The 26,936-nt window shown below is 64.1% G+C and carries 27 protein-coding genes; 11 read left to right on the plus strand and 16 right to left on the minus strand.

Annotated features, from left to right (window positions below):
* Window positions 1-149: 149 nt before the first annotated feature.
* Complete coding sequence (locus tag B0G69_RS28855) at window positions 150-1,139, minus strand: LysR family transcriptional regulator (RefSeq protein WP_121323258.1); 990 nt, start codon at window positions 1,137-1,139, stop codon at window positions 150-152.
* Window positions 1,140-1,285: 146 nt separating this feature from the next.
* On the opposite strand from B0G69_RS28855, the gene B0G69_RS28860 reads away from it, so the two are divergent.
* The 5 genes from B0G69_RS28860 to B0G69_RS28880 all read left to right on the plus strand — a co-directional run bounded on the left by B0G69_RS28860 (window position 1,286) and on the right by B0G69_RS28880 (window position 6,316).
* Window positions 1,286-2,218, plus strand: coding sequence for a dihydrodipicolinate synthase family protein (locus B0G69_RS28860; RefSeq protein ID WP_121323260.1), 933 nt, complete (start codon window positions 1,286-1,288; stop codon window positions 2,216-2,218).
* Between the two features lie 466 nt (window positions 2,219-2,684).
* Window positions 2,685-3,257: a sigma-70 family RNA polymerase sigma factor gene (locus tag B0G69_RS28865; RefSeq protein WP_121323262.1), complete on the plus strand. Its 573-nt coding sequence runs from the start codon at window positions 2,685-2,687 to the stop codon at window positions 3,255-3,257.
* On the plus strand, window positions 3,254-4,063 hold the full coding sequence (locus tag B0G69_RS28870; protein ID WP_121323264.1) for an anti-sigma factor: 810 nt from the start codon (window positions 3,254-3,256) through the stop codon (window positions 4,061-4,063). Before B0G69_RS28865 ends, B0G69_RS28870 begins: the two co-directional genes overlap by 4 nt.
* Window positions 4,064-4,239: 176 nt before the next feature.
* Window positions 4,240-5,526, plus strand: a complete 1,287-nt coding sequence (locus B0G69_RS28875; protein WP_121323266.1) for an FAD-binding oxidoreductase — start codon at window positions 4,240-4,242, stop codon at window positions 5,524-5,526.
* A 94-nt stretch (window positions 5,527-5,620) separates the two neighbouring features.
* Window positions 5,621-6,316, plus strand: coding sequence for a TetR/AcrR family transcriptional regulator (locus B0G69_RS28880; RefSeq protein ID WP_121323268.1), 696 nt, complete (start codon window positions 5,621-5,623; stop codon window positions 6,314-6,316).
* Window positions 6,317-6,422: 106 nt separating this feature from the next.
* Here the strand turns inward: B0G69_RS28880 and B0G69_RS28885 are convergent, their stop codons facing one another.
* From B0G69_RS28885 to aroQ, 3 genes are read right to left on the minus strand one after another with little or no spacing between them, the layout of a single operon-like run.
* Complete coding sequence (locus B0G69_RS28885; protein ID WP_121323270.1) at window positions 6,423-7,784, minus strand: MFS transporter; 1,362 nt, start codon at window positions 7,782-7,784, stop codon at window positions 6,423-6,425.
* 24 nt (window positions 7,785-7,808) lie between these two features.
* Window positions 7,809-8,723: a shikimate dehydrogenase gene (locus B0G69_RS28890; RefSeq protein WP_121323272.1), complete on the minus strand. Its 915-nt coding sequence runs from the start codon at window positions 8,721-8,723 to the stop codon at window positions 7,809-7,811.
* Window positions 8,720-9,175: a type II 3-dehydroquinate dehydratase gene (gene aroQ, locus B0G69_RS28895; RefSeq protein WP_121323274.1), complete on the minus strand. Its 456-nt coding sequence runs from the start codon at window positions 9,173-9,175 to the stop codon at window positions 8,720-8,722. The genes B0G69_RS28890 and aroQ overlap by 4 nt, the downstream gene beginning before the upstream one ends.
* A gap of 319 nt (window positions 9,176-9,494) precedes the next feature.
* Between aroQ and B0G69_RS28900 the strand changes: the two genes are divergently transcribed.
* The 3 genes from B0G69_RS28900 to B0G69_RS28915 all read left to right on the plus strand — a co-directional run bounded on the left by B0G69_RS28900 (window position 9,495) and on the right by B0G69_RS28915 (window position 12,489).
* Window positions 9,495-11,378 (plus strand): sugar phosphate isomerase/epimerase and 4-hydroxyphenylpyruvate domain-containing protein, encoded by a 1,884-nt coding sequence (locus B0G69_RS28900; protein WP_121323276.1) that lies wholly within the window; start codon window positions 9,495-9,497, stop codon window positions 11,376-11,378.
* Window positions 11,379-11,740: 362 nt separating this feature from the next.
* Window positions 11,741-12,073 (plus strand): hypothetical protein, encoded by a 333-nt coding sequence (locus B0G69_RS28910; RefSeq protein WP_121323280.1) that lies wholly within the window; start codon window positions 11,741-11,743, stop codon window positions 12,071-12,073.
* A 155-nt stretch (window positions 12,074-12,228) separates the two neighbouring features.
* Entirely contained in the window at window positions 12,229-12,489 is a 261-nt protein-coding gene (locus tag B0G69_RS28915) for a hypothetical protein (protein WP_121323282.1), read from the plus strand.
* A gap of 96 nt (window positions 12,490-12,585) precedes the next feature.
* On the opposite strand, the gene B0G69_RS28920 is transcribed toward B0G69_RS28915, so the two are convergent.
* The 6 genes from B0G69_RS28920 to B0G69_RS28945 form a co-directional block, all read right to left on the minus strand.
* Window positions 12,586-12,915 carry a hypothetical protein gene (locus B0G69_RS28920; protein WP_121323284.1) on the minus strand — a complete coding sequence of 110 codons (330 nt, stop codon included), beginning with the start codon at window positions 12,913-12,915 and terminating at the stop codon, window positions 12,586-12,588.
* A 10-nt stretch (window positions 12,916-12,925) separates the two neighbouring features.
* On the minus strand, window positions 12,926-13,693 hold the full coding sequence (locus B0G69_RS28925; RefSeq protein WP_121323286.1) for an AraC family transcriptional regulator: 768 nt from the start codon (window positions 13,691-13,693) through the stop codon (window positions 12,926-12,928).
* 131 nt (window positions 13,694-13,824) lie between these two features.
* Window positions 13,825-15,111 carry an FAD-dependent oxidoreductase gene (locus B0G69_RS28930; RefSeq protein WP_121323288.1) on the minus strand — a complete coding sequence of 429 codons (1,287 nt, stop codon included), beginning with the start codon at window positions 15,109-15,111 and terminating at the stop codon, window positions 13,825-13,827.
* On the minus strand, window positions 15,108-15,401 hold the full coding sequence (locus B0G69_RS28935) for a (2Fe-2S)-binding protein (protein ID WP_121323290.1): 294 nt from the start codon (window positions 15,399-15,401) through the stop codon (window positions 15,108-15,110). The genes B0G69_RS28930 and B0G69_RS28935 overlap by 4 nt, the downstream gene beginning before the upstream one ends.
* Window positions 15,394-16,521, minus strand: coding sequence for an FAD-binding oxidoreductase (locus B0G69_RS28940; protein ID WP_121323292.1), 1,128 nt, complete (start codon window positions 16,519-16,521; stop codon window positions 15,394-15,396). Before B0G69_RS28940 ends, B0G69_RS28935 begins: the two co-directional genes overlap by 8 nt.
* Entirely contained in the window at window positions 16,518-17,474 is a 957-nt protein-coding gene (locus tag B0G69_RS28945) for a 4-hydroxyproline epimerase (protein ID WP_121323938.1), read from the minus strand. The genes B0G69_RS28940 and B0G69_RS28945 overlap by 4 nt, the downstream gene beginning before the upstream one ends.
* 360 nt (window positions 17,475-17,834) lie before the next feature.
* On the opposite strand from B0G69_RS28945, the gene B0G69_RS28950 reads away from it, so the two are divergent.
* A complete protein-coding gene (locus B0G69_RS28950; protein WP_121323294.1) occupies window positions 17,835-18,740 on the plus strand; it encodes a dihydrodipicolinate synthase family protein in 906 nt (301 codons plus the stop codon).
* Window positions 18,741-18,834: 94 nt separating this feature from the next.
* Here B0G69_RS28950 and B0G69_RS28955 read toward each other — a convergent pair whose 3' ends face one another.
* Both B0G69_RS28955 and B0G69_RS28960 read right to left on the minus strand, forming a co-directional pair.
* The gene (locus B0G69_RS28955) at window positions 18,835-19,530 is read right to left on the minus strand and encodes a response regulator transcription factor (RefSeq protein WP_121323296.1); all 696 of its coding nucleotides are present in this window, start codon (window positions 19,528-19,530) and stop codon (window positions 18,835-18,837) included.
* Window positions 19,531-20,617: 1,087 nt separating this feature from the next.
* A complete protein-coding gene (locus B0G69_RS28960; protein WP_121323298.1) occupies window positions 20,618-21,352 on the minus strand; it encodes a response regulator transcription factor in 735 nt (244 codons plus the stop codon).
* Window positions 21,353-21,706: 354 nt separating this feature from the next.
* On the opposite strand from B0G69_RS28960, the gene B0G69_RS28965 reads away from it, so the two are divergent.
* Window positions 21,707-23,008, plus strand: a complete 1,302-nt coding sequence (locus tag B0G69_RS28965; RefSeq protein WP_121323300.1) for an MFS transporter — start codon at window positions 21,707-21,709, stop codon at window positions 23,006-23,008.
* Window positions 23,009-23,185: 177 nt separating this feature from the next.
* Window positions 23,186-24,673 carry an MFS transporter gene (locus B0G69_RS28970; RefSeq protein ID WP_121323302.1) on the plus strand — a complete coding sequence of 496 codons (1,488 nt, stop codon included), beginning with the start codon at window positions 23,186-23,188 and terminating at the stop codon, window positions 24,671-24,673.
* 163 nt (window positions 24,674-24,836) lie between these two features.
* On the opposite strand, the gene B0G69_RS28975 is transcribed toward B0G69_RS28970, so the two are convergent.
* The 4 genes from B0G69_RS28975 to B0G69_RS28990 form a co-directional block, all read right to left on the minus strand.
* Window positions 24,837-25,109, minus strand: coding sequence for a hypothetical protein (locus B0G69_RS28975; RefSeq protein WP_121323304.1), 273 nt, complete (start codon window positions 25,107-25,109; stop codon window positions 24,837-24,839).
* 66 nt (window positions 25,110-25,175) lie between these two features.
* The gene (locus tag B0G69_RS28980) at window positions 25,176-25,607 is read right to left on the minus strand and encodes a DoxX family protein (protein WP_121323306.1); all 432 of its coding nucleotides are present in this window, start codon (window positions 25,605-25,607) and stop codon (window positions 25,176-25,178) included.
* A gap of 216 nt (window positions 25,608-25,823) precedes the next feature.
* Window positions 25,824-26,231: a VOC family protein gene (locus tag B0G69_RS28985; RefSeq protein ID WP_121323308.1), complete on the minus strand. Its 408-nt coding sequence runs from the start codon at window positions 26,229-26,231 to the stop codon at window positions 25,824-25,826.
* Between the two features lie 160 nt (window positions 26,232-26,391).
* The gene (locus tag B0G69_RS28990) at window positions 26,392-26,856 is read right to left on the minus strand and encodes an RbsD/FucU domain-containing protein (protein WP_121323310.1); all 465 of its coding nucleotides are present in this window, start codon (window positions 26,854-26,856) and stop codon (window positions 26,392-26,394) included.
* Window positions 26,857-26,936: the final 80 nt, after the last annotated feature.

Raw genomic sequence — 26,936 nt, forward strand, 5'->3', positions numbered from 1 at the left:
TTCGGAGCAGTGTAGCGCGGAACCTCGGGTCGCCATGGGTTCGGATTAACCCGACAGTGTCGCGGCTACAACACATCGTGGCGGCACATGGCAAAACGCGAATTAGCGTGAGATATTGAGCGTCTTTCACGCGCCGGAAACGCGCCGCTTCAGGTGGCTTTGCGCTTTTGCGCCGGCCGTCTCCGCACGGGCGCGGGCGCCGGCGTGTGCTCCAGCGCCTCGTCGCACAGCAACCCAATGAACTGTTCGGCCGGCGACGACAACACGCCGCCTTTGCGCGTCACCACGCCGAAGGTCTGGGACGGCGACTTGAGTTTGACGGGCACCACGCGCAGCATCTTCTGCCGGACGAACATCGCGGCAATCGCGGTCGGCAGCAGGGAAACCAAGTCGGGGCTGCTTTTCAGCAAGGCGACCGTGACAAACGTGGAGGCCGTCGAAATGGCGTTGTCCGGCATGTCGAGGCCGGCGAGATCCATCTCCCGTTCGAGCAGCGCGTGCAACGGCATGTGCGACGGATACATCACCCAACGGTGGCCGGCCAGATCGCGCAACCGCACCTCTTTCTTCGGCAACGGCGGATGACCGTAGCCCACCACCACCGACAACGGCTCGTCGCCGAGCGGACGGTACTGATACTTCGACGGATCGGCCGCCACCGCGGCGCGGCCGATCACCAGATCGAGCCGGCCGTCGTCGAGTTGCAGCAGCATCCGCGCGCTGGTGTCTTCCATCACTTCGATCGACAGATTCGGCTGCCCCGCATGCAGCCGGTTCAGCGCCGGCACGACGCACTCCGGAATCGCGCCCATGATCGCGCCCACCGCAAGCCGGCCGCCGCGCCCCGAGCGTATCTCGGCGACGTCCTGGCACAACGCGGTCAGGTCCGTCGCGACGAGGCGCGCGTAGCGGATCACGCAGTGGCCGAGCTGATTCGGGATCATGCCGGTCTTCGAGCGTTCGAAGAGCGGCGCGTCGAGCATCGATTCCAGTTCCTGCAGCGCCTTGCTCGCCGCCGATTGCGTCATCGACATTGCGCCGGCGGCTTTGTGCAGCGACTTCAGGTCGTCGAGCGCGATGAGCAGTTGCAGTTGCTTCATGCGCAGTTTCGACAGCAGGACGTTCAGAGTGTCTTTCATGGGACAGGTGCGAGTGTCAGAGGTGAGTCGTAAAAGCGATCACAGGATGGAAACAATTCAATATACCTGCGACGCAGGCCGCCGTATAGTCGGCGTTGGAGACATTCAAACGGCTTCACCGATCATCCAAGGACAACGACATCACCATGACCCAGGCATCGCATCCCACCGCATTGCGCGGCGTGTTCCCCGTCGCGCCGACCATCTTCGACGACGCCGGCCGGCTCGACCTCGAAGGTCAGAAACGCTGCATCGACTTCATGATCGACGCGGGTTCGAACGGACTGTGCATTCTGGCTAACTTTTCTGAGCAGTTCGCCCTGTCCGACGACGAGCGCAATACGCTGATGCACGTCGTACTCGAACACGTCGCGGGCCGCGTGCCGGTGATCGTCACGACCACGCATTTCAGCTCGTATCAGTGTGCGGAACGCAGCCGCAGCGCGCAGGCCGCGGGCGCCGCGATGGTGATGGTGATGCCGCCGTACCATGGCGCGACGATCCGCATCGGCGAGCGTGGCATCTATGAGTTCTATCGTACGGTGTCCGATGCAATCCAGATTCCGATCATGATCCAGGACGCGCCGGTGAGCGGCACGCCGTTGTCGGCGCCGTTTCTCGCCCGCATGGCGCGCGAGATCGACAACGTGTCGTACTTCAAGATCGAAGTGCCGCAAGCCGCGAACAAGCTGCGCGAGCTGATCGAACTGGGCGGCGATGCGATCGTGGGTCCATGGGACGGCGAAGAAGCGATCACGCTGATGGCCGATCTGGATGCGGGCGCGACCGGTTCGATGACCGGCGGCGGTTACGCCGACGGCATCCGTCTGATCATCGACGCCTATGCGGCCGGCGATACCGAAGCGGCCGCCGCGCACTATCAGCAGTGGCTGCCGCTGATCAACTACGAAAACCGCCAGGGCGGGCTTGCCTCGTGCAAGGCGCTGATGAAGGAAGGCGGCGTGATCCGCTCGGATGCGGTGCGCCATCCGCTGCCGGCCATGCATCCGGCCACCCGCGAAGGCCTGCTGAAAGTCGCGCGGCGGCTCGATCCGCTGGTGTTGCGCTGGGGTCGTTAAAGGGCGTTTGTCGGGCGTTTGTCCGGCGTTTGTCCGGCGTTTGTCGAAACGCGGCCGCGAATCCATTCCGGTTCGAACGCTTGCCAGGCACTCGGCAAGTGTTCGAACCTTCAAAGGAATGAGCGCGACGCTCAAGCAACACCACATCAAACCCGCCCGCGATGCTTTGTCCGTCCTGCATCGCGTGACTCCGTCGCCGGTCGTCGATTCGAGCCCGTGCAACGGCACTCTTCTGCCTGCACACGCACCCCGTGTTCTTGCTATTCGGGTAAGCCGCAACGCTTCGTTTGCGTTCGAGAGGTCGCACGTATAAGCGCAACGCCAGCCTCCGTTGCCCCGCTGTTGCCCCGCTGTTTCCCTATACGCATTCCATCGCCACACGGATGCACGCCGCGCGAAAAATCCACATATAAGGCCGGGAAGAATGTGAGTAACATAGGCCCGCAAGCCCATCCTACTTCTTTCCATGACCGCCGATCCTCGAGAACTGACGCCGGAAACCCTCGCCGAGCTGCTCGAACGCATTGCCAAGGAAGATGCAGCGGCATTGCGCGAGCTCTATGAGCTCGCCGCCCCGAAACTGTTTGGTCTCGCGCTCCGTATATTGAGCAGGCATGAGTGGGCCGAAGAAGTCTTGCAAGACAGCTTCGTCAATATCTGGCGCTTTGCCGGCGACTATCGCCGCGCACTGTCCGCACCGATGACGTGGATGTCCGCGATCGTCCGAAACCGTGCTCTCGATCACCTGCGACGGGTCAATATGCAGGAAACGGAATGGAGCGATGCGTTGGACGATCTCGTGGCAAGCAGCGATCCGGATCCCGAAGCGTTGACCGCGGTCAGCTTGCAGGCACGCCTGCTGGCCGGCTGCATGCAGCAACTGGAACCGGCGCAGCGTCAGGCGGTGGCGCTTGCCTACCTGCGCGATCAGAGCCATAGCGAGATCGCCGACATGCTGAGGGTGCCGCTCGGCACCATCAAATCCTGGATCAGACGCGGCCTCGCCAAACTGAAAACCTGTCTGGGAGGCGAGGAATGAATCTGACTCGCTATCCTAAGCTCGTCGATCTGCTGGCCGCCGAGTACGTGCTCGGCACGTTGCGCGGCGCCGCCCGGCGCCGCTTTCAACGGTATGCGGATCAGGACGCGTCGATCCGCACCGCGATCGACGCATGGCAGCGGCACCTCGCGCCGATGGCCGAACTCGCCGAGCCGCGCATGCCGCCGGCGGCCGTGTGGGAAGCGATCGAGCGGCATCTCGGCCTGAGCGCCACGCGCCAAGCCGCGCGGCCGCGTAGAGGACTGGCAACGCCGGCGCGTCCTTCGCGCGGACTATTCGACAACCTCGCGTTCTGGCGCGGGTGGGCGATCGGCGCCACGGCGCTCGCCGCCATCGCCGTGGTGGTCGCGGTGCGCGCGCTGTTGCCGGCCGCGACAGTACCGACAGTACCGACAGTACCGACTGCGCCGACACCTGCGCCGACCATCGCGCAGAAGCCGGCACCGTCCGTGTCGCATGTCGCCGTGCTGAACAGCACGGACGCGCGTCCGGTCATGCTGGTCGCGTGGGACGAAGGCCGCTCGACGATGACGCTCCAACCGCTCGGCAAGGTCGACGTGCCGCCCGGCCGCACGATGGAACTGTGGGGCATTCCGGCGAGTGGACATCCGGTATCGCTCGGCTTGCTGCCGGACAGCGCGACCGGCACGGTCACCGCCGGTCAGCAGAAGCCTGAGAATTACGAGGCGCTTGCGGTATCGATCGAAGCGCCGGGCGGCTCGCCGGATCACAATGCGCCGAGTGGTCCGGTCGTGTTCACGGGCAAGCTGCTGCCGGTGTCGTAAGCCGGGGGCTTTAGCTGTGTGGCGAGGCCGGCGTTCGCTGTATGCGGATGCCGGCCCTTTGTTTGGAGTGTTGAGTGTTGAACGCCCAAGCGATGCCGCGACGCTCCGCTCCTTCGTTGTCACTCCACTCAAGCGCAACTGGACGCGAGCGCGCGATTGCCGCTACCCTTAGTCCCATGCAAAGCTTTTACGAAGCCACCGTGACGCGCCCATCCACCTATGCGCCGCTGGCCGGCCAGCGCAGCGCCCATGTCTGCCTCATCGGCGGCGGGCTGGCCGGCTTGTCGACGGCGTTGGGACTCGCGGAGCGCGGCGTCGACGAGGTCGTCGTCCTCGAAGCGCAGCAGGTGGGCTTCGGCGCGTCGGGACGCAACGGCGGCTTTGTGTTCGGCGGCTACAGCCTCGATTGCGCCGACCTGCTGAAAACCCTCGGCCCCGCTCACGCCCGCGAACTCTATACGCTGACCACCGACGCCGTCGATCTGATGCGCCAGCGCATCGCGCGCTACCGGATCGATTGCGATGCGACCGATGCCGGCGTGATCCTCGCGAACTGGTTCAACGAACCGGCGCGCCTCGACGCGCAACGGCGCCTGATGCGCGAATCGTTCGGCGTCGAATGGGAACCCGTGCCGGCCGCGCAACTCGCTTCGCAGCTGAAGACGCGCCGCTATCACGGCGGCCTGTTCGAGCGCAACGCGTTCCACTTTCATCCGCTCAAATACGTGCTCGGCGTCGCCGATGCCGCCGCGCGCGCGGGCGTCACAATCCACGAGCACTCGCCGGTCGTGCGCCTGCAGCGCGCGGGCGCCGGCTTCGTCGTGCACACGCCGCAAGGCGCGCTCGACGCGCGCCACGTTGTGATGGCGGGCGGCGGCTATGCGCGCAACGTCTACGCGCGCGTCGAGCGCGCGGTGCTGCCGATCGCCACCTACGTGATGGCAACCGAACCGCTCGGCACGCGCCTGCACGATGCGATCGACACGCGCGCCGCCGTCTACGACACCCGCTTCGCGTTCGACTACTACCGGCCCTTGCCCGACACGCGCATTCTGTGGGGCGGCCGCATCTCGGTGCGCGACCGCTCGCCCGACACGATCGCACGACTGCTGCGGCGCGATCTGCTCAAGGTGTATCCGCAATTGCGCGACGTGCGGATCGAGTACGCCTGGGGCGGCCTGATGAGCTACGCACGGCACAAGATGCCGCAAATCGGCCGCAGCGCGGACGGCGTCTGGCATGCGGTCGGTTTCGGCGGACACGGCATGGCGCCAACCGCCATGTCCGGCGAACTGCTCGCGGCGGCCATTGCGGGCGAGCGTCCGGTGCCCGACGCGTTCGCGCGCTTCGGCCTGACGCCCGCCTTCGGCGCGCTCGGTCTCGCCGCCGCGCAACTGACCTACACCACGATGCAGACGCGCGACGCGCTCGCCGCGCGCCGGGCCGCGCGCCCCGTCGTGTGAGCCATCGCAATACGCCGCCACTTATGCCCAGGACCCGCGCCAGAGGCCAGTTTCGCCATGCTAGAATGCGCCGTCACTGCCGCTCGAATACACAATGAAAAAGGGAAGCAAGGCCGCCGAGCCTGATACCAACGGCATCCCGTCCGATACGCCGCGTGGCGACGCCCGGCGCAAGTACGACCCCGAACAGACGAAGCGCAACATCCTCGACGTCGCGACCCAGGAATTCTCCGCGATGGGACTGACGGGCGCACGCGTCGACGCGATCGCGGAACGCACGAACACCACCAAGCGCATGCTGTACTACTACTTCGGCAGCAAGGAAGGGTTGTACCAGGCCGTGCTGGAAAAGGTGTATGGCGACATTCGCGCGCTCGAACAGGATCTGCACGTCAGCGAACTCGATCCGGTCGAAGGCATGCGCGCGCTGGTCGAGTTCACGTTCGACTATCACGACCGTCAGCGTGACTTCGTGCGCCTCGTGACCATCGAAAACATTCACGGCGCGAAGTACGTCGAACAGGTGAAGACGTTCAAGGGCCGCAATGTCACCGTGATTCACACTATTGAAGATCTGCTCGCGCGCGGTATCGCCGCGGGACAGTTCCGCAGCGACCTCGATCCGATCGATCTGCATCTGCTGATCAGCTCGTTTTGCTTTCACCGCGTCGGCAATCGCCATACGTTCGGCACCGCGTTCGGCCGCGATCCGTCGCATCCGCGCCTGCGCGCAAGGCATCGCGCGATGATCGTCGACGCCGTGCTGCGTTTCGTGCGCAAGGACGATTGAAGCGGGCCTGAATCGGTATCGGCCTGTGTCAGGCCAGCATGAAAATGAAAACGGGACGTGGGCCAAAGCCCACGTCCCGTTTCTCATTTGGCCAATGAAAGGCCGTTCAATCCACCAGCACGATCCGCTTGATATCGCCGACGATAAAGATGTACGACAGCGCGCCGATCAGTGCGACCGCGCCGATGAACACCAGCGCACCGACGAACGAGCCCGTGGCCGCGACGATGAAACCCACCACCAGCGGCGTAATGATGCCGGCCAGGTTCGCGGCGAAGTTGAAGATGCCTCCGGTCACGCCGAGCAGCCCTTCGGGCGCGATATCCGACACGAGCGTCCAGCCCAATGCGGCCATCCCCTGTGCGAAGAACGCCACCGACAGGATCGCGATCACCACCACGTTGCTCTCGACATAGTTGGCGAGAATGATGGTTGACGCGAGCAGCAGGCCGGCGATGATCGGCAGCTTGCGCGCGACGTTCGGCGAGATGCCGCGGCGCAGCAGCCAGTCGGAGAACACGCCGCCGAACATCACGCCGATCGACGCCGCGATGAACGGCATGATCGCGAAGAAGCCAATTTTCAGCCACGCCATGTGACGCTCGGTGGCGAGGTACGTGGGAAACCAGGTGAGGAAGAACACCAGCGTCGAATTGCCCGCGAACTGGCCGAGGCAGATGCCCGTCAGTTGACGATGCTTGAGCAGGCGTCCGATGGTGCGCCATTCGAAGCCGCTCTTCGCAGGCGGCGCCGCCACATCGGCGCTCTTGCGGCTATGCGTGAGACCGCCGCCCGCTTCGATATAGTCCAGCTCGTCCTGATTGGCCGACGGATGCTCGTGCGGCTCGCGATAAAACATCCACCAGATCAGCCCGAACACGATGCCCACGCCGCCCACCACATAGAACAGCGAACGCCAGCCGAACGCGCCCATCAGCATAAACAGGAACGGGCTGAAAAACGCGAGGCCGATATATTCGCCGACGGTGTAGGTGCCCGTCGCCATCGCGCGTTCGCTTTGCGGGAACCAGGTGGCCACCACGCGGCTATTGGTCGGAAAGCAGGGCGCCTCCGACACGCCGAGCCCCAGCCGAAACGCGAACAGCGCGCCGATACCGTGCACCAGGCCTTGCGCGAGCGTGCACAGGGACCAGAGCGTCATCGAGAGGAAATAGGTCAGCTTGCTGCCGAAGCGGTCGAGAAACAGGCCGCCCGGAATTTGCGCGGCCACATAGCTCCAGGAGAAGACGGAGAACAGCAGCCCCATCATCGCGGCATTGATGCCGAGTTCCTTGGTCAACTGCGGCGCCGCGATGCCGAGCACCGTGCGGTCCAGATAGTTGATCATCGTGCCGACTGCGAGCAGTCCGAGAATCTGATAACGGGCCTTCGAGCGGCGCGCGGGGTTGACCGTGGCGCCCTTCTGATGGGGCGTGCCGGAAGAAGTGGATTGAATTGGTTGCGACATGTCGAGCTAGTCTCCTCGTTCTGGTTATCGTTGCAGCAACGACTGAAAGTGCGTATACACGCGTTCGGCGTCCGGCTCGAGCCCCGTGAAGATGCGCATCGCGTCGACCGCCTGATACACCGCCATGCCGCCGCCGCTCAGCGTGCGGCAGCCGAGGGCTTCGGCTGCCTGCAGCAAGGCGGTGCGGATGGGGAAATAAACGATGTCCGCGACCCACAGATCGCGGTGCAGCAATTCGATCGGCAACGGCAGGCCCGGCAATTTCGCCATGCCGGTGGGCGTCGCGTGAATCAGGCCGTTGGCGGCGGCAAGTGATTCCGCGAGCGACGTGCCGGCGCTGACCGTGCTGGACGGAAAGCGCTTTTGCAATTCGTCGGCGAGCGAGGCGGCACGCGCGGCGTCCACGTCGAACAGCGTGAGCGACTGCGCACCCATCTGCAGTGCCGCATGCGCGACCGCCGCCCCCGCGCCGCCGGCGCCGAGTTGCACGACGCGCTCCAGCGATACGTCGGGCAAGCCGCGCTGGAACGCACGCGCGAAGCCGGACCAGTCGGTGTTGTGGCCGACGCGCTTGCCGTCCTTGAACAGCACCGTGTTGACCGCGCCGAGTGCGCGCGCGTCGTCGGACAGTTCGTCGAGCAGTGGAATCACCGCCTGCTTGCACGGATACGTGATGTTCAGACCGTTGAAGCCCATGCGCTCGGCGGCGTCCAGCAGGTCCGGCAGCGCGGCGGCGTCGAGCTTCAAAGCTTCGATATCGATGCGCCGATACACGTAATGCAGGCCGAGCTTGCTGCCCTCCTCCTCGTGCATCGCGGGCGTCAGCGATCCGCTGATACCCGCGCCGATCAGGCCGACCAGATACGAATTCGGCGTCGCCTGTGAGCTGACCAGCGCGTTCGCCGGTACGTTTGCTCGTGTGTTCGCTTGTGTGTTCATTTAGCCGCCCTATTCTTAAGGATGGTCGCCATCCGCTCCAGAGCGAAGACGTAGCCCTGCGTGCCGCAACCAACGATGATCGCGTCCGCCACCGCCGACACATACGAGTGATGGCGAAACGCTTCGCGCCGATGCACGTTCGAGATATGCACTTCGACGACCGGCTTGGCGATCGCGGAAAGCGCGTCGGCGATCGCAACCGACGTATGCGTGTAAGCGGCGGGATTGATCACGATGCCATCGACCTTGGTGCGCGCCGCGTGCAGCCAGTCGATCAACTGATGCTCGGCGTTCGACTGGCAGAAGTCGACCGCGAGACCGAGGCGCTCGCCCGCGTCGCGGCACAGCTTCGCGACGTCGTCGAGCGTTTCCACGCCATAGATGGCCGGCTCGCGCGTGCCGAGCAGATTGAGGTTCGGTCCGTTGAGGACCAGTACGGAAGCAAAACTCATGACAACGACTCCTGCAAAGTAAGGCGCCAACCTGACCACGCCACTCGTGGTTGCTCCTCGACGTGGAGCGAAGTGTGCACCCATCGACGAGTCTCGTCATTGGGGGTTTCTACGAATTTGTACCATCTAGTTAGTTTGTATAAACTGGCGAAACTTTCCGTTAGAGTGGGTAATTCCGGCCTGCGTCTTGCGGGTGCACATCACCGGCCGGCGTGTTTGCGCATTGCAGCATGCATCGCGCGACACGCGCGGGCGCGCCGCGCTGACCGGTGTGCGCATTCTTCCACTGCCGTTCTGATAGTTTTTGCAGGAGCCGTTCATGCAACGTTCGATTGCCACCGTATCGATTAGCGGAACCCTCGTCGAGAAGTTGACCGCGATCCGGGCGGCGGGCTTCGAAGGCGTCGAGATTTTCGAGAACGATCTGCTGTATTTCGACGGCTCTCCCGCCGACGTGCGCCGCATCGCGGAAGATCTCGGGCTGAAGATCATGCTGTTCCAGCCGTTCCGCGATTTCGACGGCGTGAGCCCGGAGCGCCTCGAACGCAATCTGGATCGCGCGAAACGCAAGTTCGACGTGATGCACGAACTGGGCACGGACCGCATTCTGGTGTGCAGCAACGTGTCGCCCGACACCATCGGCGACGACGCGCTGATGGTCGATCAACTGGGCGCGCTGGCCCGCGCGGCCGAGGCGGCCGGCGTGATCGCCGGTTACGAGGCGCTCGCGTGGGGTAAGCACGTCAAGACTTACCGCCACGCCTGGAAACTCGTCGACGCGGTGAACCATCCGAACCTCGGGCTCGTGCTCGACAGTTTTCACACGCTGTCGCTCAACGACACGGTGGACGCGATCGCCGATATTCCGGGAGAACGCATCGCGTTCGTGCAGATCGCCGACGCGCCGAAGCTCGCGATGGACGTGCTCGAATGGAGCCGCCACTACCGGTGCTTCCCCGGCCAGGGCGATTTCGACCTGGCGAACTTCACCGCACAGGTCGTGAAAACGGGCTATAAGGGTCCGCTTTCGCTGGAGATTTTCAACGACGGCTTTCGCGCCGCCCCCACCACGATCACGGCCGCGGACGGTCACCGCTCGCTGCTGTTCCTCGAAGAACAGACCCGCGCGCTGCTCGAAACGGCTCAGCAACCGGTCGGCGACCTGTACCGCTCGCCGGCGGCGCCCGCGCACGTCGGCTATCAGTTCCTCGAATTCGCGGTCGACCACACCACGCGCGCGCAACTCGTCGACTGGCTCGGCAAGCTGCGTTTTCGCCAGGCCGGCGAGCATCGCTCGAAAGAGGTCACGCTGTTCCAGCACGGCGCCGCGTCGATCGTGCTGAACGCCGAGCCCGATTCGTTCGCCAACGCGTTCTTCCAGCAGCACGGGCTGTCGCTGTGCGCGTCGGCGTTTCGCGTCGACGACGCCAATCAGGCGTTCGAACGCGCGGCCGGCTTCGGCTACGCGCCGTTCTCCGGTCAGATCGGCCCGAACGAGCGCGTGCTGCCCGCCGTGCAGGGGCCTGACAGCAGCCTGAACTATTTCGTCGACGAAACGCCCGATCAGCCCACGCTGTTCGAAGCCGATTTCGTCCTCACCGACGTCAACGGTCCGACCGAAGTGGGGCCGCTGTCCCGTATCGATCACGTGTGTCTGTCTGTACCGGCGAATTCGCTGGATACGTGGGTGTTGTTTCTGAGAACCGCGCTGGGCTTCCAGGCCGAGCCGGGCGTGCTGGTGCCCGACCCGTACGGACTGGTGCGCAGCCGCGCGCTGCGCAGCCGGGATGGCTCGGTGCGGATCGTGCTGAACGCGTCGGTCGATCACCACACGGCGGTGGCCGAAGCGCTGCATACGTATCACGGCTCCGGCCTGAACCACGTGGCGTTCAGCACGGGCGACATCTTTAGCGCGATTCCCGAATTCGTCGCCGATGGCCTGCCGGTGTTGCGCATCCCGCGCAATTACTACGACGATCTCGCCGCGCGTTACGGGTTGCCCGACGAGATGCTGGAGGCGCTGCGCGCCAGCAATATCCTGTACGACCGCGATGAGCGTGGGGGCGAGTTTTTTCACGCTTACACGGAACAACTGGATCAGCGCCTTTTCCTGGAGATCGTCGAGCGGCGTGGCGGTTACGACGGTTACGGCGCGGCTAATGCTGCGGTGCGGCTTGCTGCGCAGGCGCAGCGGCGTAAGTAGGTGGCGGGCGGTCTGCTTTTCCTGCGGACCGGGGGCGGTTTGGGCGGTTGGCAGTTGCAGTTGCAGTTGGCGGTTGGCGGTTGGCGGTTGGCGTTGGCGTTGGCGTTGGCGTTGGCGTTGGCGTTGGCGTTGGCGTTGGCGTTGGCGTTGGCGTTGGCGTTGGCGTTGGCGGTTCGGCAGACCCGGCAGCCCAAACAGTTCAGCCGCATCGTCCCGCGTCTCAGGCACGCCACATGCGACCTCGCCTCGGGCATCCGCGCCGCCCCGATATAATGGCGCCTGATTGTTGCGGCGCACGCCGCGCGGCCGCGCCATATACGGGGGTCACATCCCTGTCGGCCGAATGAAACGCCAGGAGAGATATGAAGAAGTTTGCCGTAGTCCTGTCAGTTCCCCTGCTTCTCAGCGCTTGCGCGTACTTTCAGAAGAATCCGGATGCCGGCGAGCCCGTCACGGACACCACCACGCAGCGCTCCGTCGACGACGTCGTCGCCTGCCTGACCCAAGTCGCCACGCGCCACGACGCCGCGTTCAAATCCACCGCGATCCCGCAAGGCCAGATGCTCGATTTTGGCGATTCGAACATCATCAAGGTACGCAGCGACAATGGCGCTACGACTTACCGTTTCTATGCGGGCAAGCGCCATGTCAACAATCTGTGGCTCGAGTCGGCCGGCAAAACCTGCGCTCCGTAAGGGTTTGCGGGTTAAGGAACTGTAAGTGGGACGCCTGGGAAAGTTGTCCCGTTGCAATGTTCATGTCACGGTGTTACAGGACAATGGGTCTTAAGAATCGTTTAAGACTCCGTCCGCATGATCCGCCGGACACGACCCCGCACGAGGTGCGCACCATGAACCAGTCCGATCCCAACACGAACGACACGCCAGCGCCGGCAAAGCGCCCCACCATACTGCGCCGTCTGCTGAGCCATCACGAACTGGCAACGCTGCTGCTGTTATTGCACGCGCCGATCGACGCGTCCGCGAAACCCGAGATTCCTCTGCTCCACGAAGCCGGTCTGATCGAAACGGTTTCCGGCGACGCCGGCTCATCGCATATCCGTCTGACGCGCGAGGGCAATGCAGTGCTGCGCGGCCTCGGCGTCAAGTAAAGCGAGCCCAGGCAAGAGAGCCGAAGTCCCGGGTCGACGCGCTTCGGCCCGTTCACGTCCCCGGCACGCAGGCATCCACCCTCACATCCACCCAGTTCAAGCCTGCCACACGCCGTATCCCGCTTCGCGCAGCCCGATCGCCAGTTCCACTTCCATATCCTGTGCGCCGCGGTAAGGCATGGGATTGAACACTTCGTATAGTTCAGGCACAAGACGCAAGCCGTAATCGCGCACATAGCGGTTCGCCTGAATGCCGGCCTTATGCCGGTCAAAGCGCAAGTCAGGGTCCAGTCCCGTCATCCCCACGTACACGCAAGGCTTGTCGAACCGGTAATCCGGATTCGCGCGGCGAAAGCGCGCCTCGTTCCAGACCGCATCGTCGAGTGCGACGACGTACACGTAGTAGTGATGCCTGCGACGAACCATGGGCGGCGGCTCAACTCCGCGAGGTGCCGTGCAGCAGCATCCGGTATTCGCTCGGCGTGACGCCGACGGTCGCCTTGAATTGCCGTGTGAATGCGCTGTGGTCGGTGTAACCGCAGAGGGCGGCGACGTCGGTGACCTTGTCGTGCGACACCAGCAGTGCGGTCGCCGCGTCGAGACGCGTTTTCAGCAGCACCTGACGCGGCGTCAGATGAAACACTTTGTGAAAGTAGCGTTCCAGTTGCGCGACCGACATATCCGCCATCGCAGCGAGCTGCTTCAGATTCAACGGCTGCACATAGTTTTCCTGGATCGACTGCACGACCGCTGCAAGCCGGCTGTAGGCCGGGTGGCTGCTCTCGTCCGCTTTCAGATCGCGGGAAATGCCGGCGAGCCCGACCACCTTGCCCGCCGGGTCCCGCAGCGGCTGCTTGCACGTGAGACACCAGCCAGGCTGGCGGCCGGGATACAGGTGCAGTTCCAGTTGATCCAGCATCTGGCTGCCGATGCCGATGATCGCCTTGTCTTGCGCCGTGTAGATTCGCCCGAAGCGGCGCGGGAACACATCCTCGGCGGTTTTGCCGAGCAGCGCGGCCTTTTCCTTGAAACCGCAACGCGAGGCCAGCGTACGATTGACGAGCGCGTAACGCGCGTCGGCATCCTTCACGAAGAACACGACGTCCGGCATCGCGTCGAACACCGGCTCCAGCAACCTGAAGTGCGACAGCATGTCCGCCAGCGTGGCATTGTCCGGTTCGAGCGGATGAGCGAGTGTGTTCATCGTGCGGGTTCCGTTGGTCCGTTGCTGAGAAGGCGTATTCGCGAATGACTTGGGCGCAGTCGGTCGATTATAGAGCGGCGCTTGAGCCGACTATATCCGGAGCCATCCTGCGACGTGTGGGTGCGGGAACGTCAGTCGCCCGGCGGCGGCTGCGCGCCAGGCGTCATCAGCGTGCCGATTTGCGCCGGACTGAACGGCGGGCGCGGCGCCGCGGCCGGCCAACCGAAGTACACGCTCGCAGCCGCGCCGCAGATTCGTCCCTGGCACGCGCCCATACCGCAACGCGTATGCAGCTTGGCCTCGCGCCAGTCCGCGCAGTGGCGCACCTCGCCGATGCTCACGTCTTCGCAACGGCACAACAGCGTGGCATCGGCGGGCGGCATGCGCGCGGCGTCCTGCAACGCGAAGGCGCTGTCGACGCGGCGGCCGAAGCGGCGCCAGCGTGCCCGTGTCGAATGCAGCGCCGCGCGCTTTGCAGCGGCAGCGCCGCTCGCCGCGAGCCCGGCGATCTCTCCCTCGACACACGCCAGTTCGGCGCCGCCGATGGCGGTGCATTCGCCTGCCGCAAACACACAGTCGACCGACGTGCGCTGCTCGCCGTCGACGACGATCTCGCCCACGTCGCTGATCGCGCAGCCGAGCGCCTGCGCGAGCGTGATGTTCGGCACGAGTCCATAGCCGGAAGCGACGCGCTCGCAATCGAGCGTCACCTCCGGCTGGCTGCCACGCTGAATGATCGCTCGCTGCACACGGCCTGCGCCCTGCACCTCGCGCACGATACTGCCGCTCCAGTAACGCAATCCTGCGAAAGCGCGCGTCATGCCGAGCGCTTGCCGCAACTTCGCCGGCTCGCTCAGCAGTGAAGCGCCGAAGCGCGCGACCCTGAACGCCGGCGCCTGCTCTACCACTGCCACCACCCGCGCACCGGCCGCGCGTGCCGTGGCGAGCGCGGCGATCAGCAAGGGACCACTGCCGGCGATCACGATCCGTTCGTCACGCACCGGCATGCCGCCTTTGATCAGCGCCTGCAACGCGCCTGCGCCGGTGACGCCGGGCAAGGTCCAGCCCGCGAACGGTAAAAGCCGCTCACGCGCACCGGTCGCGAGGATCAATCGGTCATAGCTGATGCACACACCACCCCGTTCCGCCGATTCGAGCAGCAAGCCGCGCGAAGCCAGCGGTGCGATTACGCGAGTCGATGGCCAGTGGGTGAGCTCGCTCTGCTGTTTCAATGCAGCGAGAAGCGTGTGCAGTGGCGCTTGCGGCGCCTGCCCCGGACCTTGCCGCCAGATCTGGCCGCCGGCGCGCGGATTGTCATCGATCAGCGCAACCGTGGCGCCTTCGCGCAACGCTGCGTGTGCGGCGTTCAGGCCCGCAGGCCCGCTGCCGACCACGACGATGTCGAAGCGCAGCGTCATCGCGCGAGCGCCGCGTCGTGCGTGTGGATGATCTGGCCTGCGTGGCACAGTGTCTGGCAAGCCAGCGCATGTGCCCGGCCGTCGATCGTCACGCGGCACTCCTGGCACACGCCCATACCGCACAAAGCGCTGCGGCGCTCGCCGCCGGCCGACAGCCGCGCACCCTTCACGCCCGCAATAACGAGTGCCGCGGCCACGGTCGTGCCGGCTTCGACGTCGATACGCCGGCCGTCTATGCTCAAACGGATGCGGGCCGTGTCGGCGTCGGCGTCGGCGTCTGCGTCATTCATGAGCCACCTGCTCGACGAAACGGATGGGCAAATAAGGTTCCACCGGAATCGGCATGGCGCTCGCCGTGATCTGCGCGGCGAGCAGTTTGGCGGTGGCGAGCGAGGTCGTCACGCCTAGCCCCTCGTGACCGACAGCGAGCCACACGCCCGGCGCAAGCTCGCCGGCCGGTCCAATCAGCGGCAATCCGTCCGGCGAAGCCGCGCGAAAGCCAGTCCACGCGCGAATACCGTTGAGCGTCGGCAGCACCGGCAGATAGCGAGCGGCGCGTTGCAGCATCTGCGCGAGCACGGGCATTTCGACGGTGGGATCGGTGGTGTCGAACTGGCGCGACGAGCCGATCAACAGTTGCCCCGTGGGCCGCGGTTGCACATTGAATGCGACCGACGTGCCGCCCGCGTGGTGCGCGCTCTTGATGTAGCCGAGTTCAAGCAGTTGATGACGGATCAGTCCAGGATAGCGGTCGGTGATCAGCAGATGGCCCTTTTTCGCTTGCAAGGGCAGGCGCGGCACGAGTTGCCGCGCGCCCAGCCCGTTGGCCACGATCACATGCGCCGCGCCGACGTGTTCGCCGTCGGCCAGCGTGACGCCGCCCGCCTTGACCGACGCCACCGGCGCCGCGAGCCGCACGCGGATGTTCGCGGCATTGGGCGATTGCGTCAGCAGCCACTCGGCGGCGGTGGGTGCATACACGATGCTGTCGTGCTCGATACGCAAGCCGCCCGTCAACGACGCGGCCAATGCCGGCTCGCAGTCGCGCAGTTCGGCTGCGCTCAGCAGTTGGGCGGCGACGCCGTGCGCTTCGAACGCCGCTTGCATCGCGCGGGCGGCTTCCCATTCTTCTTCGTCGGCGGCGGCCCACAGCGTGCCGCAACGCGCAAACGCGTCGCGCGCACGCAACTGCGGCGCGAGTTGGAGCCACAAATCGCGCGAATAGCGACTCAGCGCGAATTCCGCCGGCGAGTCGTTCATCACGACGATATGGCCCATACCCGCCGCCGTCGCGCCGCCGCCAATGCGCTGCGCGTCGAGCACGTCGACCCGCATGCCGAGCGCGGCCAATTCCGCCGCGCATGCAGCACCGACAATACCGGCCCCGACTATTACGACGTCCGCGCTCATGTCGTGCGAATGCCCCACGCGAATGGATCGCGCTCGTCGAAACAGAGTTGCCCTTGCGCCGTGATGTGCGCGTGGCCCGTAATGGTGGGAATCACCGAGACTCCGTCGCCCGCCTGAACGTAGCTCGCCTCGAACACGCTGCCGATGATGCTCTCCTGCCGCCACACCGCGCCCTCGGCCAGCTTGCCGTCGGCCGCGAGACACGCGACTTTCGCACTGGTGCCGGTGCCGCACGGCGAGCGATCGTACGCATTGCCGGGACACAGCACGAAACTGCGGCTGTCGATGCCGTCGCGCGAACCGGGTCCGAAGAGTTCGATGTGGTCGATCAGCGCGCCGTCCGCGCCGGTGATTTGCTGGGCAATCAGCGCATCGCGAATCGCCGAACTGAACGCGGTCAGGCCGGGAAGATCCGACGCGTCCAGTAAGCGCCCATGATCGGCGACGAGAAAAAACCAGTTGCCGCCCCAGCCGATATCGCCGGTCAACGTGCCATAACCGGGCACATCGACGCGCACCGCCGCGCGATAGCGATAGGCCGGCACGTTGCGCACGGCGACGCTTCCGTCATCGTTAAGCATCGCTTCGACCACGCCGACCGGCGTCTCGATCCGGTGACGCCCCGGCCCGATCCGTCCCATGTGCGCGAGCGACACGACGAGCCCGATCGTTCCGTGCCCGCACATGCCGAGATAGCCGACGTTGTTGAAGAAGATCACGCCGGCCGCGCACGTGGGGTCGTCCGGCTCGCACAGCAACGCACCGACCACTACGTCCGAACCGCGCGGCTCGGTGACGATGCCCGCGCGCCAGTCATCGAAGCGCGTGCGGAATACGTCGAGCCGTTGCGCGAGCGTGCCGCCGCCGAGCTCGGGACCACCTGACACCACGAGACGGGTCGGTTCACCGCCTGTGTGCGAATCGATGATGTTCAACGTTTTCATGCCGCTCATGGTAGGAACGGCGAGCATTCGGGTCTTGGTGAGCGTGCGCGTGGATTGTGACGATTTCGGCATAGCGGCGGAGCGAGGATACGGGTGCGCTCGTGGAGAATGCTCGCGCGACGCGTCCTTGTGAGCAGTTCGCGCCGGATATCACTGCGACCATCAATGGATGGCTCTGCTCACCCGCTATCGACTAATTACGGGTGCTGCCGCAAATGCGCTTTGCAGCGCGATTGCGCGGCAGAAGCACGGCATGATCCATAAATCGACTATGCCGAAATCGTCATCCGCCGCGCGCGATTCGCGCAAGACGGCGACATTTTCCCTGCTTACACTTCGCTTCGACACATCACACTCAGGAGAGCAGTCGTGGGGCATATCTGGGAAGGCGTATTGCCAGCAGTCACCACCAAGTTCCACGCGGATTTCAGCATAGACCGTGGGTGGACCGGCAAGAATATCGAAGCGCAGATCGACGCGGGTGTGGACGGCATCATCGTATGCGGCTCGCTGGGTGAGGCGTCGACGCTATCGCTCGACGAAAAGCTGCAGGTGCTCGACGTTGCCGTCGAAGCCGCGCGCGGCCGAGTGCCGGTGCTGTTGACGATCGCCGAAAACAGCACGCTCGACGCCTGCCGCCAGGCCGAAGCCGGCAGCAAGCATGGCGCAGCGGGTTATATGGTGTTGCCGGGGCTGCGTTATCTGTCGGACCGACGCGAGACGCTCAACCATTTCCGCAGCGTCGCCGATGCGAGCGCGCTGCCACTGATGATTTACAACAACCCGCTCGCCTACGGCGTCGACATGACGCCCGACATGTTCGCGGAGATCGCCGACGAAAAGAAGATCGTTGCAATCAAGGAATCATGCGGCGACGTGCGGCGCGTGACGGATCTGATCAACGTGGTCGGTGACCGCTTCGCGATTCTGTGCGGCGTCGACAACCTCGCGATGGAAGCGATGCTGATGGGCGCGCATGGCTGGGTTGCCGGTCTGGTATGCGCGTTTCCGCACGAGACGGTGGCGATCTACAAGTTGCTGAAAGCGGGACGCCTCGAAGAAGCCCGCTCGATCTATCGCTGGTTCGCGCCGCTCCTGGCGCTCGACGTATCGCCGAAGCTCGTGCAGAACATCAAACTGGCCGAGACGATCGTCGGCTTGGGCACCGAGCCCGTGCGGCCGCCTCGTCTTGCGCTCGCGGGCGACGAACGCAAGGCAGTCGAAGCGCTGATTCGTCGCGCGATCGAAACACGGCCGACGTTGCCAGCCGCTTGACGCGGCAGGAGGGGTTAGCCCCCGCACGTTGGCGAGCCTGTGCGACGAGGACCATCAACGCCATGAGGCTCGCCGTTGCAGCGGGATATTTGAATCAACCAGATGGCACACGTTGCAATCTATATCCGTAGCCATACAACGGCATCAGACGATAACCATTCTGCGGTCGGAGGCCCAGCTTTGTTCGGAGCATCGAAGCGTGCGTGCTCAACGTCCGCAACGCTGGCTCGTCGGGCGCCCTTCTCCACACCGCCTCGATAATCTGCGCGTTAGGTAACGGCGCATCCAGATGCTGAAACAGGAGAAGAGCGAGCGCGAACTGTTTTGGCGTCAACGATATGAGCGCGCCACGCAATCGTAGTTCTCCGCGTCCGGAGTGGAATTCGAAATCGTCAAAAATCTGCGGACCAGACAATTCGATCGGCACGGAACATCGCCGCAGAAGCGCGCGAGTGCGCGCCAGCAGCATGCCCGATGTGATCGGTTTGATGAGATAGTCATCGGCCCCCGAGTTCAGGACCGATGACATGTCGTCATCGCTCGCGCGTGATGTCAGAAACAGGACCGCAAGCGTGCGTGGAAGGTTTGCTCGAACCCAATGAAGCACTTCCGTTCCAGGCCTGTCCGGAAGCATCCAATCGAGCACCAGAAGATCAAACGTCTGCCGCCGCAACTCGTCCAGCAACGCGCTGCTGTCGACAAATTCCTGACATTGATAGCCTGCGCTTGTCAGTTGGCGAGAGACAAACTCGCGAATCTCCCGGCAGTCCTCAAGTACAGCGACCTTCATAATAACTTCCCACGATCGTCCAGCATTTGCCTTCCCGGTGCATTCCGTAAAAGCGCTTCATTCAGTTAACGTTTCTCGTCATGAAGACAGCGTAAGCAGCTGTCCGACATTCAACCCTTCATGATTCCATTCAACGAATAGGTAAGGATGGCGAACGAGTCTACAGTGACGCGCGTTTTGACACGGATATTTCGCCCCCCGTTCTACTGTAGCTTTCGACACGACAGGCGTCCGCGAGCCCCCGAGGTCCCCAGGAATATTCGTTCGCAGAGGGAGCGTACTCACACAAATACTGCATGCGGCACCGGCGCGCACCTTCGACAAACTTCTCGCCGTGCGAGAACACTCAGGCGAATCTGTATCGGCAATAACCGCCAGGCAGAGTAGAGACACCCTGCGATTGACGACGGCGCTCCGCCCGCGAAAGCTTTTCCTTCTACGCCGACAAGCAAAGTGCTCCAGGCAAATCATTCATCGCAATGCACAGCAACTTTGCGCCAGCTATCTATCAATCGTTGACAGAAACGTTACCGGCGCATTGCTAGCATGAGAGTGCCAGCAATGCTCTGAGCGCAGAAAGTCTTTATGCGATGCGCCTTCGCAGTCCCGTCATTTGTGGTTTCCTCGTCCTGTTATCGATGCAACAGCCATTTCTAAACGTTGTCGAGTACGTCCTCACTTCGCTTGCGATACTTGTCCTCTTTTTAGTAGTCGACCGGAACGCGAGCAAGAGTTTTAGCTCAATCAACGGTTGCACACAACCGTCCAATGTAGACGCACCCTGCGAAACCGAAGACGCCGACGCGACGCCTTCGCCACATCGCGTCGAGGAAAAAGACATCTAGTGATCTTCAAGCCGCCCTTTCGCGGCGCCTTGGCATCAATCGAAGCAGTTGGTCCCCGGGTGAGAGCATCCACTGACAAGCTCAGTGGAGATTTCGATCGAACTGATGGTGATATTGAACGTGGACCGCAGACCTTTCCGACGAGATCACTCCACTGCGCGCCGCATCAAGCAAACCTCAAAAAATTCGGCCCCTCCCATTCTCCCCAAAATCGAATCGACTCAACACAACCTGAATTGATCTCAAGCAGCCCGCTTCGGCGCGGCGTCCCATTCTTCATCCGATTCGCCTTGACGCAAATGCAGCAGCCTGTAACCGCTCTTATAAACCGGTTGCAGACGAAATTCGTTCTGCGGCTCGATTTCGAGTAACAAGCGCAGCCGCGACACGTGGCTATCGATCGTGCGGGTGAACTCACGGAACTCACGGCCCCAGACCATGGCGAAGATATGGTCGCGCGACATCACGCGGCCAACGTTGGAAAAGAACAGCGTCGCCAGCCGGTACTGAGTGCCCGATAGCGGCACCGGTTGATCGCGCAGCATGACGAGCTGCCGACGCGTATCGAAATGATAAGGCCCCACGTGGAAACTCGCGCCGCCGAGGCGATCCGGATACGCGCGCCGCAACAGCGCCGCGACGCGCTCACGGAACTCGGCCGGGCGCAACGGCAACGCGACGTAATCGTCCGCGCCATTGGCGAAGGCACGCACCATGCTCTCCTCCAACGTGTCGCTCGACGCGAACATGACCGGCAGGCGGCCGTCGCCGACCGCACGCACCGACCTCAGCACTTCGGCACCCGACAAACGGGTGCCGTGCCAGTCCAGCACCAGCAGATCCACCGTGGAACGAGCGAGCGCCTTCGACATGGCAAGGCCGTCGTCATAAGCCACGCAGGCATGGCCGGCTCTCACAAGAGCTTGTTCGATCGACAAACGCATGACCGGGTCACGCTGAAGTACAGCAACGCGCATGGGTGGCTCTCAACGGGATAGCTGGGACGCCATTCTCCAGGGCATGTCGTCTCTATCCCATAGGATCATTCTTAATTTTCATATTTATGGAGCCTGCTCCGCGGTGACGATTCAGAGCGCCCGAAAAAGCCGCGCCCCGGGGAACTTTCTTCCATCGAATTAAGCACTTCCCGAAGCGAGCTGCTTTCGTCCTGTAAAATCCCGGCCTGGCCCCAGTCGTCATCGCGTTCGTCCTACCCGGGCGGCGCGCCGGTGTCCCGTGCTCTACCCAGCGCCTGCCACACTTCTCGCCCGACGACCGCCGTATTTCCACGCGCCACGTGTGGCTTCCCATTTCAAAACAACGACATAGCAATGCAAGCGACAAATCTGGGTGGAGCGCAGGCTGTCACCCCACGCCCTCTTGGGCGCAGCGACTATAAAACGCTCGGTCTCGCCGCACTCGGTGGCGCGCTCGAGTTCTACGACTTCATCATCTTCGTGTTCTTCGCGCCGGCGATCGGCCAACTGTTCTTCCCGGCCGCGATGCCGGACTGGCTGCGCCAGCTGCAGACCTTCGGCATCTTCGCGGCCGGCTATCTCGCGCGGCCGCTAGGCGGCATCATCATGGCGCACTTCGGCGACCTGTTCGGCCGCAAGCGCATGTTCACGCTGAGCGTGCTGCTGATGTCGGTGCCGACGCTGATGATGGGTCTGCTGCCCACCTACGCCAGCATCGGCATGATGGCGCCTGTGCTGCTGCTTTTGTTCCGTGTGATGCAGGGCGCGGCGGTCGGCGGCGAAGTGCCGGGCGCCTGGGTGTTCGTCTCCGAGCACGTGCCGCAGCGGCACATCGGCTATGCGTGCGGCATGCTGACCGCCGGCCTCACGGCGGGCATCCTGCTGGGCTCGCTGATCGCGTCGGCAGTGAACCACCACTTCGCACCGGAGGAAATCTCCGCGTACGCGTGGCGCGTGCCGTTCCTGGTCGGCGGCGTGTTCGGCATGTTCTCGGTTTATCTGCGCCGCTGGCTGCATGAAACGCCGGTGTTCGCCGAGCTCAAGCAACGCAAGGCGATCGCCGCGGAAGTGCCGCTCAAGGCCGTGCTGCGCGATCATGGCCGCGCCGTGATCGTGTCGATGCTGCTTACGTGGATGCTGTCGGCCGCGATCGTCGTCGTGATTCTGATGACGCCGACGCTGCTGCAAAAGCAGTTTCACATCGCGCCGGCGACGGCGCTGCTGGCGAACTGCGTCGCGACGCTGTGCCTGACGATCGGCTGCGTGATGGCCGGCTCGATCGCCGGGCGCATCGGCGCGGGGCGCACGATTTTCATCGGCGGCCTCGCGCTGGCCGTGACGTACTACGTGATGTTCCAGCAACTCGCCGTCGATACCTCGGCGCTGGTGCCGCTGTACGCGGTGGCCGGACTGTTCGTCGGCGTGATCGGTGCGATTCCGTTCGTGATGGTCAAGGCGTTTCCGCCCGTCGTGCGCTTCTCCGGCATTTCGTTCTCGTATAACGTCGCGTATGCGGTGTTCGGCGGACTCACGCCGATCGCGGTGTCGCTGATGATGAAGTCGAACCCGATGGCCGCGCCGATGTATGTCGGGGCGATCTGCATTCTCGGAGCGTTGACGACGCTGTTCATCAAGGATGCGCCGCGGGCGGCTTGAGCGGGCGGGTGCACGGTCTGGATTGACTGAGCTGTTACACGACGGCGCTCCTTCGGGGGCGCCGTTGTTGTTTGGGGTCCGGTTGCTGGCTGCCACGCCGAACACCCCCTCCACCAACATCCACACTTCACGCCGCCCCGAAACATGGTGCGCCGCATCGGGCCTACGATGTAGCGCATGAACTCGCCAACCTCCCCCCTTTCGCCCGCCCTCGGCCGCGTTCTGGCGACCGTCAGCGTCGGTTTCGTCGTCACGCAGCTCGACGTCACCATCGTCAACATCGCGCTGCCGAGAATTGGCGCGGACCTGCACGCGAGTGTCGCGGGCCTGCAATGGGTCGTCGATGCCTACACGCTCGCCTTCGCGGTGCTGATGCTGTCGGCCGGCGCGCTCGGCGACCGCTTCGGTGCGCGACGCATGTACGCGGCCGGGATCGTCCTGTTCGCGCTCGCGTCGCTCGCCTGTGGCCTCGCGCTCGACGCCACGATGCTGGTCGCCGCGCGCGCATTGCAGGGCATCGGCGCCGCCGCGATGCTGCCGAACTCGCTGGCCTTGCTCAATCAGTCGTATGGACACGATCCCAAACTGAGGGCGCGCGCCGTCGGCCTGTGGACCGCTGCGGGCGCGATCTCGATCGCGGCCGGACCGGTTGTCGGTGGTCTGCTGATTGCGGCATTCGGCTGGCGCGCCATTTTTCTCGTCAATCTGCCGATTTGCGCGGCCGGTCTGCTGGCGACCCTGCTTTGGGTGCCGAGGCCCCAGGCCGAACGCCGAAGCCCGCCAGCAACCGGCGCCGGCGGAAACGCCGACATTAACCCGCGCGGCATCGATCTGGGCGGCCAGTGTCTCGCGATCGTCGCGCTGACCACCTTTGTCGCCGCGGTGATCGAATGGCGGCCACTGGGGCTCGGCCACCCGCTCGTGGCCGGCGGTTTCGTCGTCGCGCTGCTCGCGGCCGGCGCGTTCGTCGCCGTGCAAGCGCGCGTCGCGGCGCCGATGCTGCCGCTTTCGCTGTTCAGAAAACGCACCTTCAGCGCGGCCGTCCTGTTCGGTATCTGCGTGAATCTGACGTACTACGGGATGGTGTTCGTACTGAGTCTCTATCTGCAGGGCGTGCGTGGCTACACCCCGTTGCAGGCAGGGCTCGCGTTTCTGCCGTTGACGGGCGGCTTTCTGCTCTCGAACGTGGCGAGCGGCTGGGTGATCGGCCGCTTCGGCGTGCGGGTGCCGATGATCCTCGGTGCGATCACCGCCGGGCTCGGCTACGGCCTGCTGCATCGGGTCGATGCCGCGACCCCGCTCATCGGCCTGCTGCTGCCGTTCCTGCTGATTCCGTCGGGCATGGGCCTCGCGGTCCCGGCGATGACCACCGCCGTACTTGCGTCGACCGACGCCCAACGCGCGGGCACGGCGTCCGCCGTATTGAACACGGCGCGGCAAGCCGGCGGCGCGGTAGGCGTGGCCGCCTTCGGCGCGCTGGCGAGCGGCATGGCGGCGACGCAGATCGTCACGGGGCTGCAAGCTTCGACCATGATTTCAGTCGGTTTGCTGGTGGTGGGCGGCGTGTTGTGCTGCCTCGTGGATCCTGAGCCGCACGCGGCGGCGGCTGGCTCGCGGAAGAGCGCGCAAGAACGGGACGCGACGCGAGTCGGCGAATCACGTTGAGGGCTTGAGTCAGGGTGGCGCTTCCGGTCTTTGCGGCCGTCCACTTCGCCGTCCTGTTCGCGGAAAAAAACACCCCCGCGATGCTTGCGCACGACGGGGGATCGTGATGGGCAACTCGAAGTGCAACGCGGGTGTCACGCAACACCCGTCGACACCACCCCGCTTATAACGTCGCTTCCTGAATCACGCCGGTATCGATCGCGCGCTCGATCAGTCCTTCGCTTTGCGCCTTGGTGATCGCATCGGCGATCAATTTCTCCGGCTCCTCGATTTCGGCCTTGATCGCGCTGATGAACCCGGACGCATCCAGCACCACCAGCGTCTTCGCCGAATCGGCGAGGCTGATGATCACGCGATGCGGCGTAGGTCCTTCGCCGAGACTGGCGCACAACTGCGTGACCGTGCCAGCAATGGTTTGCTCGAAAGTTTGAATCATTATGTGCTCCCTTGATTACAGCCAGAATCGAAAGCCGAGGCGACGATTGCCGAACCACGTGCGGCATCAGAGGCCCAGCCCGCCGCGCGGCGCGCGCGCGCCGTCGATGCTCATGCGTCCCGCGCCGGTCACGAACAGCAGCAGGAAGCCGCCGGCGATGCCAATGTTCTTCCAGAAATGAATCACCATGTCGCGTTGCAAGGCGGGATCGACCACGTTCCAGAAATCGTGGCCCAGCACCGCGGTGGCCACCGTGTACACGGCGAGAATCAGCGCAAGCGGGCGCACCTTGAAGCCGACGATCAGCAGCAGACCGCCGAGCACTTCGACTGCGGTCGCAATCGGCGCGGCAACCTGCACGAACGGCACTCCCTTCGAATGCAGATAGCCGACAAAGCCCGCATAGCCCAGCAGTTTCATCACACCACCCCACAGAAACAGCACGGCAAGGGCGATACGTGCAACGAAAATAACGCCGGAATCGACGGGACGCGACATGAGGGACTCCTGTAAATGAATAAGCAGCAGACCCGCCTGAGCAGCCGCAGTTCCCCGCCTAGCACCTGAGCATATGTGCAATGGCTGCGTTTTCCAAGCTCGCGCGGGATTGCGCGGCGCGACATGCGCCGGGTCACGGAGACGAAAAAGGCATCCGGGCGCACCGCGAACGGCCGCTTCAGACGGGCATCGCGGATGCGCATGTTGCCGCCGTGGCTAGACGTCGGGATAGGTCGCGACTTCGATCAGATTGCCGTCAGGATCGCGGCAATACACCGAGATCATCTGGCCGCGCGCGCCGTCACGCTCGACGGGGCCGGCCTCGATTGCGACGCCCTCGGCAAGCCAGTGCGCCTTGACGTCGGCCGGCCTCGCGCTGGTCACGAAGCACAGGTCGGCGCTGCCCGGCACCGGCTCGCGGCTGGTAAACCATGCGACGGTGTCGGCGGTTGCCGGGCGCAGGTTTATCTTCTGATTGCCATAAGTCATTGCCACCCGCGTACCCGTGCGCGACGCGAACTCGGTGCGCCGCATACCGAGCATGCTCGCGTACCAGGTCGCGCTGGCTTCGACGTCGGCAACGTTCAGGACGAGATGATCGAGACTATCTATTGAGAAGCTCATGGGTTTCGTCACCGTAATGAATTCCGAAGGGTCATGGCGAATCAGGCCAGCACGCCGGGTGCGAGCAGAACCGAAGTCAGTATGCGGTCGGTGCCGCTGCGTGCAGCTTGCGCTTGCTTTGCGGCTTACGCTTCACATGAAGGCGCTCGCGCTCCAAACGTCACGAGCGCGGCGCATCCGGCGCGAGCAGGACGCCTTTCGTGAAGACGAAGCAACCGTAGCCGCGCTCCTCGCCGGTCGCGATCACGCAATATGCCTTGCGCGCCCGCTCATAAAAAGCAAAGCGTTCGATCGAGGCAAACGGCACCTCGCGCCCTTCCGCCGCGTTGACCTCGGCCTGGGCTTCACGCTGCACCGCCGGAATCGTGTGCGGCTCGCCCACCACCTCCATCCGCGATGCGGGCTGCTGGATGAACGTGTCCAGCGGCATCACCGAGAGCACCGCGCGAATCGCACGCGGCGAACTCACGCCGTCGAGGTGAAGCAACTTGCCGAGCACGGTCCCCTGCGCAACCGACGTGCCCGGAAAATTGGCGTCGCAGATGACAAGTTCATCGCCATGGCCCATCGAGCGCAGCGCATACAGGATATCGGCGTTCAGCAGCGGGTCCAGATTCTTCAGCACGGTGTCTCCTTATATTGTCGGTTGGTCCCGATCGACGGGCTAGCCGTCCGGGTTGGATAGCGCAATGCGCTCGAGCTCAC

Origin of the sequence: Paraburkholderia sp. RAU2J, assembly GCF_003634845.1 — a bacterium.
Lineage (GTDB): Bacteria > Pseudomonadota > Gammaproteobacteria > Burkholderiales > Burkholderiaceae > Paraburkholderia > Paraburkholderia fynbosensis.